The 16506-nt window shown below is 65.7% G+C and carries 14 protein-coding genes; 10 read left to right on the forward strand and 4 right to left on the reverse strand.

Annotation, left to right across the window (positions count from 1 at the left end):
- The first annotated feature begins 86 nt into the window (after positions 1-86).
- From RT697_RS04045 to RT697_RS04080, 8 genes are all read left to right on the forward strand, one after another.
- Positions 87-1709: a methyl-accepting chemotaxis protein gene (locus RT697_RS04045; RefSeq protein ID WP_313697090.1), complete on the forward strand. Its 1623-nt coding sequence runs from the start codon at positions 87-89 to the stop codon at positions 1707-1709.
- 88 nt (positions 1710-1797) lie between these two features.
- Positions 1798-2463, forward strand: coding sequence for a response regulator transcription factor (locus tag RT697_RS04050; RefSeq protein ID WP_313697091.1), 666 nt, complete (start codon positions 1798-1800; stop codon positions 2461-2463).
- Between the two features lie 20 nt (positions 2464-2483).
- Entirely contained in the window at positions 2484-3845 is a 1362-nt protein-coding gene (locus RT697_RS04055) for an ATP-binding protein (RefSeq protein WP_313697092.1), read from the forward strand.
- Between the two features lie 14 nt (positions 3846-3859).
- Positions 3860-4102 (forward strand): hypothetical protein, encoded by a 243-nt coding sequence (locus tag RT697_RS04060; RefSeq protein WP_313697093.1) that lies wholly within the window; start codon positions 3860-3862, stop codon positions 4100-4102.
- A 237-nt stretch (positions 4103-4339) separates the two neighbouring features.
- A complete protein-coding gene (locus tag RT697_RS04065; protein ID WP_313697094.1) occupies positions 4340-4936 on the forward strand; it encodes a hypothetical protein in 597 nt (198 codons plus the stop codon).
- Between the two features lie 66 nt (positions 4937-5002).
- Positions 5003-6028: a WYL domain-containing protein gene (locus RT697_RS04070; protein WP_313697095.1), complete on the forward strand. Its 1026-nt coding sequence runs from the start codon at positions 5003-5005 to the stop codon at positions 6026-6028.
- A 249-nt stretch (positions 6029-6277) separates the two neighbouring features.
- On the forward strand, positions 6278-7909 hold the full coding sequence (locus RT697_RS04075; protein ID WP_313697096.1) for an ATP-binding domain-containing protein: 1632 nt from the start codon (positions 6278-6280) through the stop codon (positions 7907-7909).
- Between the two features lie 431 nt (positions 7910-8340).
- Positions 8341-11343 (forward strand): autotransporter domain-containing protein, encoded by a 3003-nt coding sequence (locus RT697_RS04080; RefSeq protein WP_313697097.1) that lies wholly within the window; start codon positions 8341-8343, stop codon positions 11341-11343.
- Positions 11344-11464: 121 nt separating this feature from the next.
- Here the strand turns inward: RT697_RS04080 and RT697_RS04085 are convergent, their stop codons facing one another.
- Together RT697_RS04085 and RT697_RS04090 are read right to left on the reverse strand one after the other, a co-directional pair.
- Positions 11465-12445, reverse strand: coding sequence for a MerR family transcriptional regulator (locus RT697_RS04085; RefSeq protein WP_313697098.1), 981 nt, complete (start codon positions 12443-12445; stop codon positions 11465-11467).
- 47 nt (positions 12446-12492) lie between these two features.
- A complete protein-coding gene (locus RT697_RS04090) occupies positions 12493-12618 on the reverse strand; it encodes a hypothetical protein (protein WP_313697099.1) in 126 nt (41 codons plus the stop codon).
- Here RT697_RS04090 and RT697_RS04095 point away from each other — a divergent pair.
- Positions 12617-13072: a fasciclin domain-containing protein gene (locus tag RT697_RS04095; protein ID WP_056565359.1), complete on the forward strand. Its 456-nt coding sequence runs from the start codon at positions 12617-12619 to the stop codon at positions 13070-13072. The two genes, RT697_RS04090 and RT697_RS04095, sit on opposite strands and share 2 nt — an antisense overlap.
- 196 nt (positions 13073-13268) lie before the next feature.
- Here the strand turns inward: RT697_RS04095 and RT697_RS04100 are convergent, their stop codons facing one another.
- Positions 13269-14081: a hypothetical protein gene (locus RT697_RS04100; RefSeq protein ID WP_313697100.1), complete on the reverse strand. Its 813-nt coding sequence runs from the start codon at positions 14079-14081 to the stop codon at positions 13269-13271.
- A gap of 221 nt (positions 14082-14302) precedes the next feature.
- Between RT697_RS04100 and RT697_RS04105 the strand changes: the two genes are divergently transcribed.
- Positions 14303-15340 carry an alpha/beta hydrolase gene (locus tag RT697_RS04105; protein ID WP_313697101.1) on the forward strand — a complete coding sequence of 346 codons (1038 nt, stop codon included), beginning with the start codon at positions 14303-14305 and terminating at the stop codon, positions 15338-15340.
- 45 nt (positions 15341-15385) lie between these two features.
- Here RT697_RS04105 and RT697_RS04110 read toward each other — a convergent pair whose 3' ends face one another.
- A complete protein-coding gene (locus RT697_RS04110) occupies positions 15386-16183 on the reverse strand; it encodes an alpha/beta fold hydrolase (protein ID WP_313697102.1) in 798 nt (265 codons plus the stop codon).
- Between the last annotated feature and the right edge of the window lie 323 nt (positions 16184-16506).

A 16506-nucleotide genomic window follows, 5' to 3' on the forward strand; every position in this document is an offset into this window, starting at 1 on the left:
TGTCAACGGGTCCCGCGCTGCCAAAGCGCGAATAGTCATGAGCCGGTTGTCGATCACAACAAAGGCGAATGATGAATCTTGCAGCCATGAAAGTGAGGTCCCGCCTCGCTATCGGTTTCCTCTTGCTTATCCTGGCGTTGCTGGTGCTTGGGGGCCTGTCCCTGTACGCCGTGCGGACGCTGGACAAGTCAATGTCCGACATCGTGAACGTGAACAACCAGCAGTTGAAGCTGGCGTTGCAGATGCGGGATCTGGTGCAGAGCCGCGCCATCGTGGTGCGCAACATCGTGCTGCAGACGGATGCGCAGGCCGTGGCGAACGAGATGACCCGTTCGCAGGACATGGCCACGCGTTACCGCGAAGCCAGCGAGCGGCTCACGCGGATGTTTGCCGAGGACCACGGCACGCTGCCCGCGGAAACCGACCTGTTGGCCGCCGCCCGGCGTGCAGAAGACGAGGCGACGCCGATCTACATGCGCGCCCTCGAAGCGGGGCGGCAGAACAATACCCAGGAAGCCGCCAGGATCCTGCGTGAAGAGCTGCGCGCCAAGCAGGACGCCTGGCTCGACCAGCTGATGGCCCTTGCCGACCTGGAAACCAAACTGAGCGACGAATCGGCCGCAGAGGCCGCGCAGACGTCTGCACGTCTGCGCAATGCAATCGTCGTGATCATGGCGATCGCCGTGCTGGCCGGCGTGCTGTCGGCCTGGCTGATCACGCGCAGCATCCTCCGTCAGCTTGGCGGCGAGCCTGCCGATGCGCAGAAGCTGGCCGGCGCCATTGCAAGCGGCGATCTCACGACGGCGCTCACGCTGGACGGACGCGACCGGTCGAGCCTGATGTATTCGCTGGAGACGATGCGCATGCAGCTCGCGACGACGGTCGGGACCATCATCAGCGCGGCGGAGTCCATCTCGACGGCGTCCGCCCAGATTGCCGAAGGCAACGCCGACCTTTCCCAACGCACCGAGGAACAGGCCGCGTCGCTGGAGGAAACGGCCGCCAGCATCGAGGAAATGACCTCGACCGTGCGGATGAACCAGGACAACGCGGCCAGCGGCAGCAGCCTTGCCGTGGATTGCAGCCAGCTCACGGGTGAAGCGGGCCGCGTGGTGGGCCAAGTGGTGGACGCCATCGGGGCGATCTCCACCGATGCCGAGCGCGTCGGCGAGATCGTGTCGGTGATCGACAGCATCGCGTTCCAGACGAACATTCTTGCGCTGAATGCGGCGGTGGAAGCCGCGCGTGCCGGCGAACAGGGCCGCGGCTTCGCGGTGGTGGCCACCGAAGTGCGCGCGTTGGCGCAGCGCAGCGCCACGGCGGCCAAGGAGATCAAGGGCCTGATCGAGAATTCCAAGCGCGCCGTGCAAGGCGGCGAGGCGCTGGCGGCCACGGCGGGCGACCAGATGCAGAAGGTGCTGGACGCGGTGGCGCGGTTGAAAGAGGTGACCGTGGAAATCGCCTCGGCCTCGGCGGAGCAGACCAGCGGCATCGAACAGGTGAACGTGGCGGTGTCCCAGATGGACACGATGACGCAGCAGAACGCCGCGTTGGTCGAGGAATCGGCCGCGGCGGCAGGCGCGATGGCCACGCAGGCGAAGGAGCTGCTGCAGGCGGTGGCGCGCTTCAAGACGGAACGGCGGACGGCCGCGGCGCATCCGGGTGCGCGCTATGAACCGCTGGCGCTGGCCGCGCCAGCGCACGCCTGAGCCGGCGGCGGACCTTTTATGATGCGGCACGCGCGGCAAGCACGCCGCGCCGCGCAGAGGCTGCCAACGCCCACGGAGGGGAACTGACATGCGGGTGTTGTTGGTCGAGGACGACGCGATGTTCGCGGACGCATTGACGCTGGCTCTCGAGGAACTGGACTTTGCGGTGACGCTGGTGCAGGAAGTCGACGCCGCCAAGGTGCTGCTCCTCGCGCATGCCTTCACGATCGTGCTGCTCGATATCGGCCTGCATCGCGGGTCGGGCCTGGACGTGCTGCGCTTTGTGCGCCGGCGCGGCGACGCGGTGCCGGTGATCCTGATCACCGCGCGGGACGCCTTGAGCGACCGCATCAAGGGGCTGGATCTGGGCGCCGACGATTACGTCATCAAGCCGTTCGAGCCCACGGAGCTGTTTGCCCGCATGCGCGCGTTGCTCCGGCGCAGCGGCGCGACGGGCGACAAGGTGCTGGCCTGGCGTCACGTCAAGCTGGATCCGGGTCGCCGCGAGGCCTTCGTCGACGACGTGCCGACGCGGCTGTCGGAGCAGGAGTTCCGCACGCTGGAGATGCTGCTCAGGCATCCCGACCGGCTGGTGTCCACGGAAGAGCTGCGGGCGCATCTCTACGGCGCCGGCCGTCCCGGCGAGAGCAATACGATCGCCGTGTTCATCCATGCCCTGCGGCGCAAGCTGGGCAAGGACGCCATCGAGAACGTGCACGGCCAAGGCTATCGCCTGGCCCGGGATGGCGGCTGATGCGCCGGGTCACGAATTCGATGCGCGCGCAGATTCTGCTGGGCATCTTCAGCGCGTTGCTGGTGTCGTGGCTGGTGCAGTTCGGCCTGTACTGGAACAGCCTGACGCGGACGGAGTCCGGCGCGCGCGATCATGAGCTGAACGCGGTGGTCGACAGCGTCGCGTTCTTTCTGGCGATGGTGCCGGTGACTCAGGACATCCGCCGGGATCTGCCGGTGCCTGCCTTCCTGTTGCGCCAGTCCATCGGCAAGACCGAGATCCAGGTGTGGGACCGCGTCACGAACCGGCTGGTGCTGGCCTCGACGGACGCACCCCGGACGCGGATGGCGCAGGCCAATTCCATCGGGTTCTCGTGCGTCACCTTCGGCGGCGACACCTGGCGCGTCTATGCGGGACTGGACGAGACGGCCCGCTTCGAGATCGTTGCCGCAACGCCGACGCGCGCGTTCTATGCGGGGCTTGCCGACCGGTTCGAGTTGGGCTTGATCATCACGCTGCTGATGTTTGCCGGGATCGGCAGCGTCACGATGTTCGTGGTCTGCCGTTCGACGCGCAAGCTGGGCCGCGCCGGCCGCGAGATCGCGCAGGCCAGCGTGACCGACGGCGTGACGGTTGATGAACGCGCCGTCCCTGCCGAGGTGGGACCCCTGATACGCGCCATTAACGAGCGGCAGCGGCGGGTGATGACGCTCATGGAGAACGAGCGGCGATTCATCGGCGACGCCGCCCACGAGCTGCGCACGCCGCTGGCGGTGCTGGCCGTGTACGCGGACACGGCGTATCGGGTCAACGATCCCGTCAAAGCGAAGATGCTGATGCAGAAGATCGCCGAGACGACCCGCCGCAGCGCGCGCATCGTGGAACAGCTGCTGGACCTGGCGCGCACCGACAGGAACGACATCGTGCTCGAGCCGGTGAATCTGGCTTCCGTCGTGGGCTTTGTGCTGCGGGACATGCAGGCATCGTTCGTCCATCGCGGCCAGCGGCTCAAGGTGGATGCCGCCCCGGGCCAGATCCTGGGTCAGGTCGATGCGCTGGGCATCCTGGTCCGCAATCTGCTGGACAACGCAGGCCGGTACAGCGGCGACGGCAGTTCGATCCGGGTGGCGCTGCATTGGGCGGCCGACAGCGTCACGTTGGCGGTGTCGGACAACGGCCCCGGCATCGCACGGCCGCTGCGCGAACGCATCTTCGACCCCTTCTACCGCGGCCCGGGCGCGCCGAGCCACGGCAGCGGATTGGGCTTGGCCCTGGTGGCAAGAATCGCCCGCTCGCACCATGCGCGCGTCACCGTGGAGGAAGGCGCCGACGGGCGTGGGGTGTGTTTGAACGTGACGTTTCCGTTGCCTGGTGCGCCCGGCGCTGCCGCGACAGGCGCTTGAGGCGGATCAGAAGGATGGATAAGCGCGCGCCGGATACCCGCCCTGGTACAGCACCGCCGTTCGATGGCCTGCGCGCCTACCTGCAGGCGGTTCAGAGCCGGGACGATCTGCGTCAGATACGGCTGCTGGAGCAACGGAACGGTCGATTGAAGCGGTCGGTAGAGCGCATTGCGGTGGCGCGGAACGCGGCTTCCGGCGCGCCGCAACGCGCGTGTTGGAAGCGTGTTCTGCACGCCGAGGCCTTGGACGCCAACTGACGGTCTGATGGCGAAATCGACGGATATGGCCTGGATTCGAACTCCGGACAGAAAATGTCCCGATGGCGTCCCAAACTGTCAGTTCCCAATTCAAGAGGAGCGACAGTGACGCAATCGATATCGAGCCAAGGTTCCGTTGACGTCCTGGTGCGGCCGGCGGTCGCATTGGAGCGTTGGGGTGTGTCCGCGGGGGAACTGGCGGCGCTTGTGGCGCGTCTTGCAGAGGCAATGCCCTGCATGGACTGGTACGCAGCAGAAGCGGCGCCGGCCGGCGCGCTGGCGCTGCATCTTGTCGATTTTGCCGAGTTGGCGGGCAACGGACGCGCGGTATGGAATGCGTCCGGACCGCTTGACGCGATGCGTCAGGCGCGTCTGCAAGGCCAGCCGGCATTCGCGCTGTGCCGGGGACGCGCCAGCCAGTTGCCGGCCGAGCGCAGGGGCGTCTGGGTCCTGCGGGCCGACAACGCGTGGGACGTGGCCGTGCAAAGCCTGGTGCGCGCGCTGGCGGTGCTGGAATGGACCCGCGAGGACGGCTACAAGGCGCTGCCGGCCTGGCGAGCCACAGGCGAACTTGCCCAGCGCAACCTCCTGGCCGTGACGGCCGTGGACAGGACGGCATCGGCGTTCTCTTCGGTGTTGCGCGACGCGCTGTCGGCATCGCTGATGCCGCCGACCGCGCTCGCGGTCGCGGGCGCGCCAGACAGCGAAACGCGGCGCACGATCGTCGAGGCAGGCCTGCACGATCTGCAGACCCTGGCAGTCACGCCGATGACGCTGGACGGCACGATGCGCGTGGATGCGCTGTTGGGATTTGAATGGCCGGCGCTGGGTTGACGTTGTGCGTTTAAGAAATCGAGTCGCCCTGCCGTTAACACTAAGTCGAAGCGCGAGATGTTTGCCATGCCCCCGCTAGTCGCCAATGTATTTCATGTGTTGAAGGACGCCGAACAAGACGGCCTGTTCTTGAGTACGCCCGAGGTAAATAAGGCGCTGCTCAATACCTTCCGTATTGAAGTCTCCGTCAAGACCGTGCAGCGTGCCTTGGTGAAGCTGCGAAACGAGCAGTTGGTCGACTGCGAAAAGCGCGGCACGGCCCTCTTCTGGCGCAAGCGCCCTGGCGCCAACGGCATGGCGTCCCGGTCGTCCGGCCTGATGACCTATGAACAGGCGCTCGCGCTTCAGACCTTGAAGCGCTTCTCGTCGCGCCAGATTCCGTCGCTGGTGGCCGAGTCGCTGGCGTCGCTGTTCGATACCGCCGAAAAGCGCCTGGATGCGTCGCAGAACGACTCCGAGCGCCGCTACCGGAAATGGGTGGACAAGGTCGAGGTCGAAAGCGGCGGCTTTGCCCTGCAGCATCCGGCCATCGATCCCGTGCTGTTTTCCGCCGTCACGCACGCCCTGTTCTACGAGCAGCAGCTCGATGTCGTCTATCGCGTTCGCTCCAAGGATTATCAGGAGAAGTCCAAGGTCGTCGACCCGCTAGGGTTGGTCGAGGTGGGCGGCTTGGTCTATCTCATTGCCGCAATGCCCGGCTACCCCAAGCCCGCGATGTACCGGCTGGATCGGCTCGTCAGCGCAAAGATGCTGCCGGAGCGGTTCACCTACCCCGCGGAGTTCAGCCTCGCCGAGTACGTGAAGGATCAGAGGCAATTCGACTTCATGGTCGAAGGCGCGATCACGGTCGAGCTGCGGTTCTTCAACGGCGCTGGCAACCATCTGCTGGAATCGCCGCTGTCCGATGACCAGGTGGCGACAACGACGAACGAGGGATTGGAAGTCACAGGCACCGTGCTGCTCAGCAAACGGCTGCGCTGGTGGCTGCGTTCGTTCGGGCCCAATGTTCAGGTGCTTGGCCCGGCCGCGCTGCGCGGCGAGATGGTTGCGGAAGCGCGGACGCTGATGGCCTTGTATGGAGAAACACCTTGAAGATCGCAAATGCCTGTCCGCCCTAAACCGTTTACCCAAGTCTGTCCTCGATGCGATTGGTCCAGGACGTCCGTGCCGGCCAGTGATGTGTTGATAGCGGGGCGCGACATTGCCACACACTGTCCCCGCTGTGGTTCTCAAGCATTGAAGATCCAGAAAGCCTCCGTGTTCGCGCTGCTGGCGAGCCGGGTGAAACGCCTGCTGACTTAACGGCGCTGTGCGCCACGAGCACAACAAGGAAACAGCGACATGGCGCAGATCGTGCCGGACGGTTGGCAGCACATGGACGCCGTGGGCGGCATGCGCCGGGAGCTTGAGACGCTTGGCGTGCTGGCGCAAGGGTTGCCGGACGACTACACGGTCTATCACGCCGTGCACTGGACGAACATCGAATGCGTGCACGCGATTCACGGCGAAATCGATTTTGTCGTTGTGAACCGCGCCGGCCACATGATGTTGATCGAGCAGAAGTGCGGCGATCTCGAGGAAACGTCTGACGGGCTGGCCAAGAACTATGGTGGCAAGCTGAAGTCGGTGCCGGTGCAGATGGCGCGCACGGTGAACAGCTTCCGGACCCGGCTGACGCGCACACTTCCGGGCGAGTTTGTCGGGATCGAGCACTTGCTTTTCTGCCCGGACTATCTCTGCAGATCTCCCCAGACAGCGGGCGTGGTGCCGGAGCGTATCGTGGACGCGCGCAAGCGCGACGATCTTTGTTCAGTGATCCGGCAGATCCTGCCCGCGGCCGATCCGGCACCGCTGCGTCAGAAGGTGGACCGCTTTCTGTGCGACGTGATCCAGCTGGAAACCGATGCGAGCGCGTTGGTGGGGCAGGCGAAAGCGCTTGTCACCCGCGTATCGAGCGGCCTGGCGTATTGGGCGCGGCAGCTCGACATGACACCGTTTCGCCTGCATGTGACGGGAACGGCGGGATCTGGCAAGACGCAACTGGCGTTGGCCGAATACCGCGCAACGCTGGAAGGCGGGCGCAGACCGCTATATCTGTGCTTCAACAGACCGCTGGCCGATCACATCTCCATGATTGCGCCGCCGGGCGGCATGGTGTGCACGTTCCACATGCTGTGTGAACGCATGATGCGGCACACCGGCGCCGTGCCGGATTTCACGTCGGCGACCGCCTTCGACCGCCTTGTCGCGGCCTGCGCAGGGTTGACGGTGCCGGAGGAGTTCCTGTTCGATACGGTCATCGTCGACGAAGGTCAGGACATCCGTGCCGAATGGTATGAACTGATTCAGCGGCATGCACGCGAAGGCGCTCGCCTTCTGTGGCTGGAAGACCCGATGCAGAAGCTGTATCGCCACGACGCCGTGTCGTTGACGGGCTGGACGCGCCTGCGCGCGGACCGGAACTTCCGCAGTCCGCGATCGGTGGTCCGGCTGTTGCAGGCGCTCGTGCCGGATGATGTGAGCGTGGTGTCCGCATCGCCCGTCGCCGGCCATGAGATGGAGGTGCTGATTTACGCGAACGGCGCCGAGCTGACCGACAAGGTGAAGGAAGGCCTGCAGGCGTGTCTGGACGCAGGGTTTGCCGCCGCGGATATCGCGTTGCTGAGCTACCGGGGAAGAGACAGCTCGCGCATCCTTTCTTACGATCAGCTGGGTTCCCACGTCCTGAAGAAATTCCAGGGCACGTATGACGGCGAGGGTCGGCCGGGGTATTCGCAAGGGGAATTCTTGGCGGATACCGTGCACCGGTTCAAGGGGCAATCGGCGCCGGCGGTGGTGTTGGCGGAAATCGATTTCGAAACGATTGGCGAGGAAGAGGCGCGGCGTCTGTTCGTCGGTGCGACGCGCGCGGCAATGAAACTGGTGCTGGTGATGTCCGAGCGCGCCGCATTGCAATTGCTCACACGAATTTGAATATTGATTTTCGATGCAGCGGCGCCGGATTAATTCTCAGAGATAGTCTTGACGCGCCCGGCGTGTCAATTTGTGACGCTGGACGCTGTTTTTTGCTTGGCCGCTAATAGGCAATGTTTGCCGAGAGTTGGTATCCAAAACATGCGGTAAACGCCGAATGGATGGTATCCAAATTCCCAATATAAGCATTACGGATAAGTCGTCTGGCTTTCCGTCTACTAATATCAGTCGTATGCCGTAGACCTATTTTGATAATTAACGGGATATAACCCCGTTTATTAACGGGGACGCAAAAAAAACCGTTATACAGTGCCTCCTTTTTTCGAGAGCTGACCCTAAATTCACGCCGGCTGCATTATTACTTACCGATACTTTTTAAACATATCGGTAATGTGTGAAAGGAAGCTCGATTAATCCGGAGGATTGAAGTTTTGGCATACGGCACAAAGAAGTGGCTGACGGCGACGCTCGCCTTGAGCGCGTCCTACGTGGGGAACGTCACCGCTGCGGACCTGACCATTGGGTCGGGCAATACGCAGGTGTTTGACGGGTCGGCCAACTTTCCCGGCGGCATTGATGTCAACGGCGGCACGGCGGTTTTCGGCGGTAATGGCGGCGGTGCGGGCGTGGCGGTCGGCGGCAACGTCAATGCCATGTCGAACGGCACGGTGGCGGGGTTCGGGTCGATCGGTGGTGACCTGAACGTGACGGGAAATTCCCGCGTCGCGCCCGGGTACTGGGTGGACACGCCCACAGGCGTCTCCAACGGCAATCTCGTGGTGAACGGCAATCTGTCGATCAACAACGGCGTCTTTGATTTCGAGACTGGCTATGCCGGACTGCCCATCACGCAACCCGGCACGGGCGACAACATCAAGGTGGGCGGCAACGTTGCCCTGAACAACGCGACGCTGAACGTGAAGGTCAGCACGCACGGGGTCAACGCGGGCTTTTATCGCATCATGTCGTACGGCGGCACGTTGAGTGGCGGCCTGACGCTGGGCACGGTCTCCGGCGATTCGGCGCCTGCCGCGACGATCCAGACGCTGACGGGCGACAAGCACATCAACCTGGTCCTGGGCCCCAGCACCACCAATCTGTGGAACGGCAACGGCGCGGCCTCTTCGGCAACCGCGGGCGGCGGCAGCGGCACGTGGACCGCGGCGAGCGGCAACTGGAGCAGCCCGACCAACGCCACGGGCGCCCTGCCCGGCGGCGGCTATGCGATCTTCACGGGCGCGGCGGGCACGGTCACCGTGGACGGCAGCGCCGGTCCGGTGCGCGCGTCGGGCCTGCAGTTCGCCACGGACCGGTATCGTCTGCAGGGCGCGCCGATCACGCTGGCGGGCACGGGCGGCAACCCGCCCGTGATCGTCGTCGGCGACGGCACGTATGCGGCCGGCCAGTTCGTCGACATCATCGACAATCCGCTGCAAGGCACGGAAGGCTTTGTGAAGACGGGCGTCGGCTCCATCATCCTGAACGGCGACAGCAGCAACCTGACCGGTCCGATCTTCATCGCCGACGGCGCGCTGGAGATCAACGGCAAGCTGAACGGTCCGATGGACATCGGCCGCGAAGTGGTGCTGGCGGGTGTCGGCCAAGTGGGCAGCACGACCCTGTATCCCACGGCGGTGATTTCGCCGGGTAACGACGGCACGCCGATGGGCACGCTGACGGTCAACGGCAACCTCAATTTCGGCCAGGACACGATCTATCGCGTGCATGCCGATCCGACCAGCACGCTGAGCGACCGCATTCACGTGACCGGCGTCGCCACGCTGGACGGCACGGTTGCGCACGTGGGCCCCAATGGCAACTACGCGCCGCGCACGACGTACAACATCCTGACGGCGGACGGCGGCATTCAAGGCCGGTTCACGGGCGTGTCGAGCAACTACGCGTTCCTGACGCCGTCGCTCACCTATGACGCGAAGAACGCGTTCATGACGCTCTCGCGAAACGACGTGCCGATCGGCAGCGTCGGCGGTTCGGAGAACGAAACGAACGTCGGTGGTGCGCTGGATCAGGAAGCGCCGCCTTCTAGCGGCAATGGCTCGGGATCCACGGGCAATGGTTCCGCATCGGCGGGCGACGGCTCGGCATCGACGGGCAACGGCTCGGCATCGGCGGGCAACGGCTCCGCATCGGCGGGCAACGGCTCCGCGTCGGCGGGCAACGGCTCCGCATCGACGGGCAACGGTTCGGCCTCGACCGGCAACGGTTCCACCACGACGGGCAATGGCTCGACGGCAACCGGCACCGGCAATGAGTCCGCCCCGGTCGTCACCACGCCGGTCACGCCCGGCGCCGACTCGTCGCTGATCGCCAGCGGCAATGGCGCGGGCAAGACGACGGGCGCGAGCCAGGTGACGGCGGCCGTGCTGTCCATGTCGCCCGAGCAGGCGCGCGCGGCCCTGAAGCAACTGTCCGGCGAAGCGTACGCCAGCACCGGCAGCGTGTTGCAAGGCCAGGGCGACGCGGTGACCACGTTGCCGCTGTCGCATCTGCGCGGCAACCTCGACGCGCCGATGCGCGCGGGCCGGCCGACTGCGCAACTGGGCGCGTCGTCGTCCGACGCCCTGCCGCAAAGCGGCGCATCGCCGATCTGGGCGCAGGCCTTCGGCAACTGGAGCACGTTCGGTGGCAACGGCAATGCGTCCACCGTGCATCAGTCCGCGGGCGGACTCTTTGTCGGCGGTGACGGCGACGTGGGCGGCGGTTGGCGCCTGGGCGGCGCGGTCGGCTACACCGGCAGCCACAACTCGATCTCCGACGTGTCGTCGCGCATGAGCGTGGACAGCTACACGGCCACGGTCTTCGGCGGCAAGAACTTCGAAGCGGGTCCCGGACTCGTGCGCTTCATGGTGGGCACGGCCTACACCTGGCACGAGATCGATTCCAAGCGCAACATCGCTGCCGGCAGCCTGAACCAGCGTCTCGAGTCGTCCTATAACGCGTCGTCGACGCAAGTGTTCACGGAACTGGGCTACAAGCTGCCGCTGGGCGACGCCTACGCCATCGAACCGTTTGCCGGCGTGGCATGGAACCAGGTCCGCACGCGCGACTTCCAGGAAACGGGCGGCAGCGCCGCCCTGCGCGGCGAGGGCAGCAAGGACGATGTGACGAGCACCACGCTGGGCCTGCGGGGCGCCATGCTGATCGGCACGGATGACGCGCCGGGCCGCCTGACGGCCACGGTGGGCTGGCGTCATGCGATGGGCGATGTGAAGCCCACGCAGAAGCTGGCCTTCGAGGGCGGCAGCACCTTCACGGTGTCGGGCGTTCCCATCGCGCAGAACGCGGCCGTGCTGGGCCTGGGCGCCGAGGTGGCGATCACGCGCAACACGACGGCTGGCGTGGCTTACGACGCGCAGTTCGGCGGCGGCAACCGTCAGCAGTCGGGCATGTTCAAGCTGATGACGCGCTTCTGAGCCGCATGCGGCGGGGCCGGTTCGATGCCGATGCCTGAACGGCAACGGGTTTGAATCCGGGCTCGTCCCTTTGCACACGCCACGCGCCACGCGCTGACGGCAGGGTCTTGCGACCCTGCCGTCAGCGCGTTTTCTTTTGGGCTTCCGTTTTCGGCATCCCGGCCGGCAGCGGCAGCCCTTCCGCCCTTGCCAGCCGCTCCATCGCGACTTCCAGAATGGCGCGGGCCTGTCCTGCCGCGCGGCCCAGGTCGCTGTGCAGTTGCGCGTCGTCTTCATTGCGGGACGCGCATTGGACGCTGTAGCGTTCAAAGCTCCCGACCATCAGCAACAGGTCGGCCAGGTGTTTCGGGCATTCGCAGGCGAGGCCGCTGCCGGACGCCATGATGGTGAAGAGCGCATGTTCGTCAAAGCGCAGCTCCAGCGACGGATGCTGGGGCGCGGTCGGCAGCCGCTCGCCGGCCAGCGCCGAGCGGCACAACTGCAGTAGCTCGCCGATGTCCGCAGGAACGCGTGCCGCCAGGCATCCATGCGCGCGCAACGCGCGGATCGTGGCGCTGGCGCAGAACCGGTAAAGCACCACGACGGCGGCCTCGCCGCATGCCTGCGCGGCGGACACGATCAGCGGCAAGGCGCTCTGGTGCAGTTCGGACTGTTCAATCACCAGCACCTCGACGCCGGTGTCTTGCGTCGACAGCCCGACCTGTTCGAGGTGGGGCCAGCTGTGCTGGACGATCACGTCCAGGCCGTCGCGCCCGCTGCCGGCGATGCGCCGCGCCAGATTGGCGCCGACCACGCCCAGTCTCAGCGGCCCCTGCGTCTCGGGCTGGCGCACGGCGCCGCCGGCCAATTCCTGCAGCTGATCCACGGCCATGGGCGCGAGCACGCCGATGGCGTGGCCCTGGTCGACCAGTTGCTTGAGCAGGCTCAGCCTGCGGACCTGCTCGGCGGAGTACAGGCGCTGGCCGCGCGCGGAGCGTTCCGCGTCCGACAGGTTGTAGCGGCGCTCCCAGACGCGCAGGGTCTCGGGCGACAGCCCCGCCAGACGCGCCGCCACGCCGCTGCGGTAAGTGATGCGGCCGTCGTCCGATTGCTTGGAATCCATGGTTTAGGTGACCCGATATTGAACCGATATGTTTGGATAATAACGGGTCAAACCGTGGACGAGAAGACATCTGGCGCGTAAATTTTCTCCTCAAGCGGTTCAATTTCTAGGTCAACGCCGCTTTGTGCAAACCCCGCTTCTGGCGGATTTTCACGGGACAAGGAGTCAGTCATGAAACGTCTTCTGGCAGGAATTTCGCTCACCCTGGCGCTGGGCACCGCGCAGGCCGCCGACATCGTGGACACCGCCAAATCCGCGGGGTCATTCAACACCTTGGTGACCGCCGTGCAGGCCGCCGGCTTGGTGGACACGCTGAAGGGACCGGGTCCGTTCACGGTGTTCGCGCCGACCGATGAAGCCTTCGCCAAGGTGCCGAAGGACAAGCTCGATGCGCTGTTGAAGGACAAGGCCGCGCTGACCAAGGTCCTGACCTATCACGTCGTGCCGGGCAAGGTCATGGCCAAGGATGTGAAGGCCGGCCAGGTGAAAACCGTTCAAGGCAGCCCGCTGACCGTGACGGTCAATGGCGGAACGGTCATGGTGGATAACGCCAAGGTCGTGAAGACCGATGTGGTGGCGGACAACGGCGTGATTCACGTCATCGACACGGTGCTGATGCCGAAGTAATTGGGCTGCAACGAGAGGTCTGCAATGGGCGGCCTGCAATGCGCAGGCTGCAACGATGTCGGCCTTGGTAGGCCACCGTGACGGTGCGTGGCCTACCTTTTTTGCTTCAGCTCGTATACCGGTCCAGCCACATCGTCAGCCGGATCATGGGGGCGTATCAGCCGACAGCGTGGATCGCGCCGCAAGCGCTATCGGTTCAGGCCGGGGGGTACGGGCGCACGGTTGCATCCGCCTCGCGCTTGCGATGCGCGAAGTTCAGCGTCACCATCAGCCCCGCCACCATCGAAAACAGATGCTTGAGCGTGTGTCCGCTGAGGAACGCGAAGGCATCAAAGATCTGATGATCGAGCAGCTCGGCGGCCTTGGCCAGCACGTAGAACCCGATCGCCGCGCCAAAATACAGTCGTTCGCGCATGGGCGTGCCGTTGCGCCATTGCAGCAGCGGCACCAGCACCAGCGGCATGAACTGCACGAAAAGATACGGACGCAGATCGCCCGTCGACGTGTTATCCGTGTACCACCACCACGCCACGCTGCCCACCGCCAACGCCGTCCACAGCACGTCGACCCAGCGGCCGTCGCCCACGGTCTCGCGCCACACGGCGGACAGAATGCCGGCGCACAGCAGCGCAATGGGCAGGCGGTCCCAGATCAGGCGCGCATTGTCCGGCACCAGGTGATACCAGCCGGACCCGAAGGCGGTCAGCAAGAGGGCAAGGAAGAACACCGTGTAGCCAGGCCGGATCGCGTCCAGCGCAGGGTGGCGGCGCGAGTGCAGGACCAGCGCCAAGCCATACCAGCCGACCACCGCAAAGCCCAGGTTGGACAGCACATCGCCCGCGTTGGGGATGCCCAGCCACGTGCGCTTGTCGGCAAAGTCGTGATAGTGCTCGAGTTGCGGAATCGGCCCGTAGAGCGCCAGGCCCAGCGCGACCAGGATCACCACCGACCATGGCAGCACGCGACGCGAGCGGGGGGCGGACGGCGTTGCAGCGGATTGAGTGCTCATGCGGGTTCATCCCCCGGCAGGCGGGCGTGCCGGCTAGCAACGATAGTAATGGCGGCGCCGGGCCGCCTCCAGCCCTTGCCGCGTGCGTTTCGCAGGTTTTTTATGTCGTTGTGTATCCGCCCGCGCGGCGCGTACATGCCGACACCCAAGGCCCGGCGCCCTGCGCCACAGTGACGTCCAGCAGTCATGTCCCCTTCAACAAGACTTTCTGGAGCATCACCATGTCGGAACCGGTAAACGTCCAGCGGCGCCGCCTGCTGGGTACCACTTCTTCGCTGGCGGGCGCCAGCCTGCTGGGTCTCACGCTCGGCGGCAACGCGCTCGCCAAGTCCGTGGCGCAGGCCCCGCAAGGCCTCGTCCCCACGTTCAACAACATCCGGCAGATCCGCGCCGGCACGTTGGACGTCGGCTACGTCGACGCCGGCCCGGCCGACGGCCCCGTCGCCATTCTGCTGCACGGCTGGCCCTATGACATCCACAGCTTTATCGATGTCGTGCCGCGCCTGACCGCCGCCGGTTACCGCGTCATCGTGCCCCACCTGCGCGGCTACGGAACCACGCGCATCGTATCGCCCGACACCCCGCGCAACGGCGAACAGGCCGTCGTGGCCGTGGACATGATTGCGCTGATGGATGCGCTGAAGATCCGCAAGGCGGTCGTCGCCGGCTTCGACTGGGGTGCGCGCACCGCGTGCATCATGGCGGCGTTGTGGCCCGAGCGCTGCGAGGCGCTGGTGTCGGTCAGCGGCTACCTGATCGGCAGCCAGGAAGGCAACCGCAAGCCGCTGCCGCCGCAGGCCGAGCTGCAATGGTGGTATCAGTTCTACTTCGCCACCGAGCGCGGCGCCGCCGGCTACGCCGCCAACGTCGACAGCTTCAACAAACTGATCTGGCAACTGGCCTCGCCGCAATGGCGCTTTGACGACGCAACGTTCGCGCGCTCGGCACGCGCCTTCGACAACCCCGACCACGTCGAGATCGTCGTGCACAACTACCGCTGGCGCTTGGGCCTGGCGCAGGGCGAGGCGCAGTACGACGCGCTGGAAACGCGCCTGGCGCAACTGCCCAAGATCGGCATTCCGTCGATCACCATGGAAGGCGACGCCAACGGCGCCCCGCATCCGCCACCCGCCGCCTACGCCGGCCAGTTCACCGGCAAATACCAGCACATCGACGTGGGCGCCGGCATCGGCCACAACCTGCCGCAAGAGGCGCCCAAGGCGTTTGCCGACGCGGTGCTACGCGTCACGCGCTTGTAACGCAGAAACGCATCACACCGCGTCACACCACGACACACGCGCCGCTCAGCCGGCGCGCGGCAGCCAATCCGAGACGGTCGCAAGAACCTGCTCGGGCATCTCGCGGTGCGGCACGTGGCCGCAGTTCTCGAAGATCACCGGCCGCGCGCCCGCCAACTGCGCGATGCGCTCGGCGTGCACCGTGGAACCGTACTCATCGTTGTCGCCGTGCAGCGCCAGCGCCGGGCATTTCACCTGCGCCAACTGCGGGTCCAGCGTCCAGTCCGCGAAGTCCGGCGACAGCCACGTGTCGATCCAGGCGCTAAGCACCCAGGCCGCCTTGTCGCCGTGATACTTCTTCAGGCGGTCCAGCTGCCCCGGCTGCGCGAAAGACTCGCGCGCCTGGCGAATTCCTTCCAACGTGCGTTCCTCGGCATACACCTGCGCCGACTCGGTAATCAGCGCGCGGCACGACTGCGGATACGCCGCCGCGCTGGCAATGGCCATCCCCCCGCCCACGCTGTGTCCAAACGCCGCGAACTGATCCAGCTCCAGCGCCTCGCGTACGGCGCGAAATCCCTCAATCGCCTCCAGCACCACGAAGTCCACGCCCAGCGTGCCCTTGTACGGATCGGAACGCCCGAATCCCAGCCGGTCGTAGGCAATGACCTCGCGGCCCGTCGCGCCGGCCAGCCGCTCAGGAAAGTCGCGCCACAACTCCACGCATCCAAGCGAATCGTGCATCAGCACGATCGGCACGCCGTTATCGGCAGACGTACCGGACGCAGCAGGCATCCAGCGCCGCACAAAAAGCTGGCCGCCGGCGGCGGGAACGAAGACATCTTGGGATTCGACGGACGACATCAAGAATTCTCACGAAGTAGATGGCACGGGACACGTCACGAATGCGTCGGCAGCACGCCAGCCGCTCCCGGGGACAGTGCGAAATAGTAGCGTAGGCGCGCTGCAACACCCCGCCACTGCACAACTCCCCGCCGGCGCGCAGCGCTCACCGTCACGACGCCCCACCGCCCGAAGCTGGGTTGCCGCCGCCCGGGCGGCAGCAACCCGGCGGCCCCGCAAATCCCCTTCCCTGACCACAGGTCCAGCAGCGCGCAAACCAAAGACCCTGGCAGCACGGCGTCGTGGTCACCGGGGAGGCGAGCGCCGTCGATGCGCCCGAGGGA

The organism is Achromobacter sp., assembly GCF_032113835.1.
Taxonomy (GTDB): Bacteria; Pseudomonadota; Gammaproteobacteria; order Burkholderiales; family Burkholderiaceae_B; genus Achromobacter.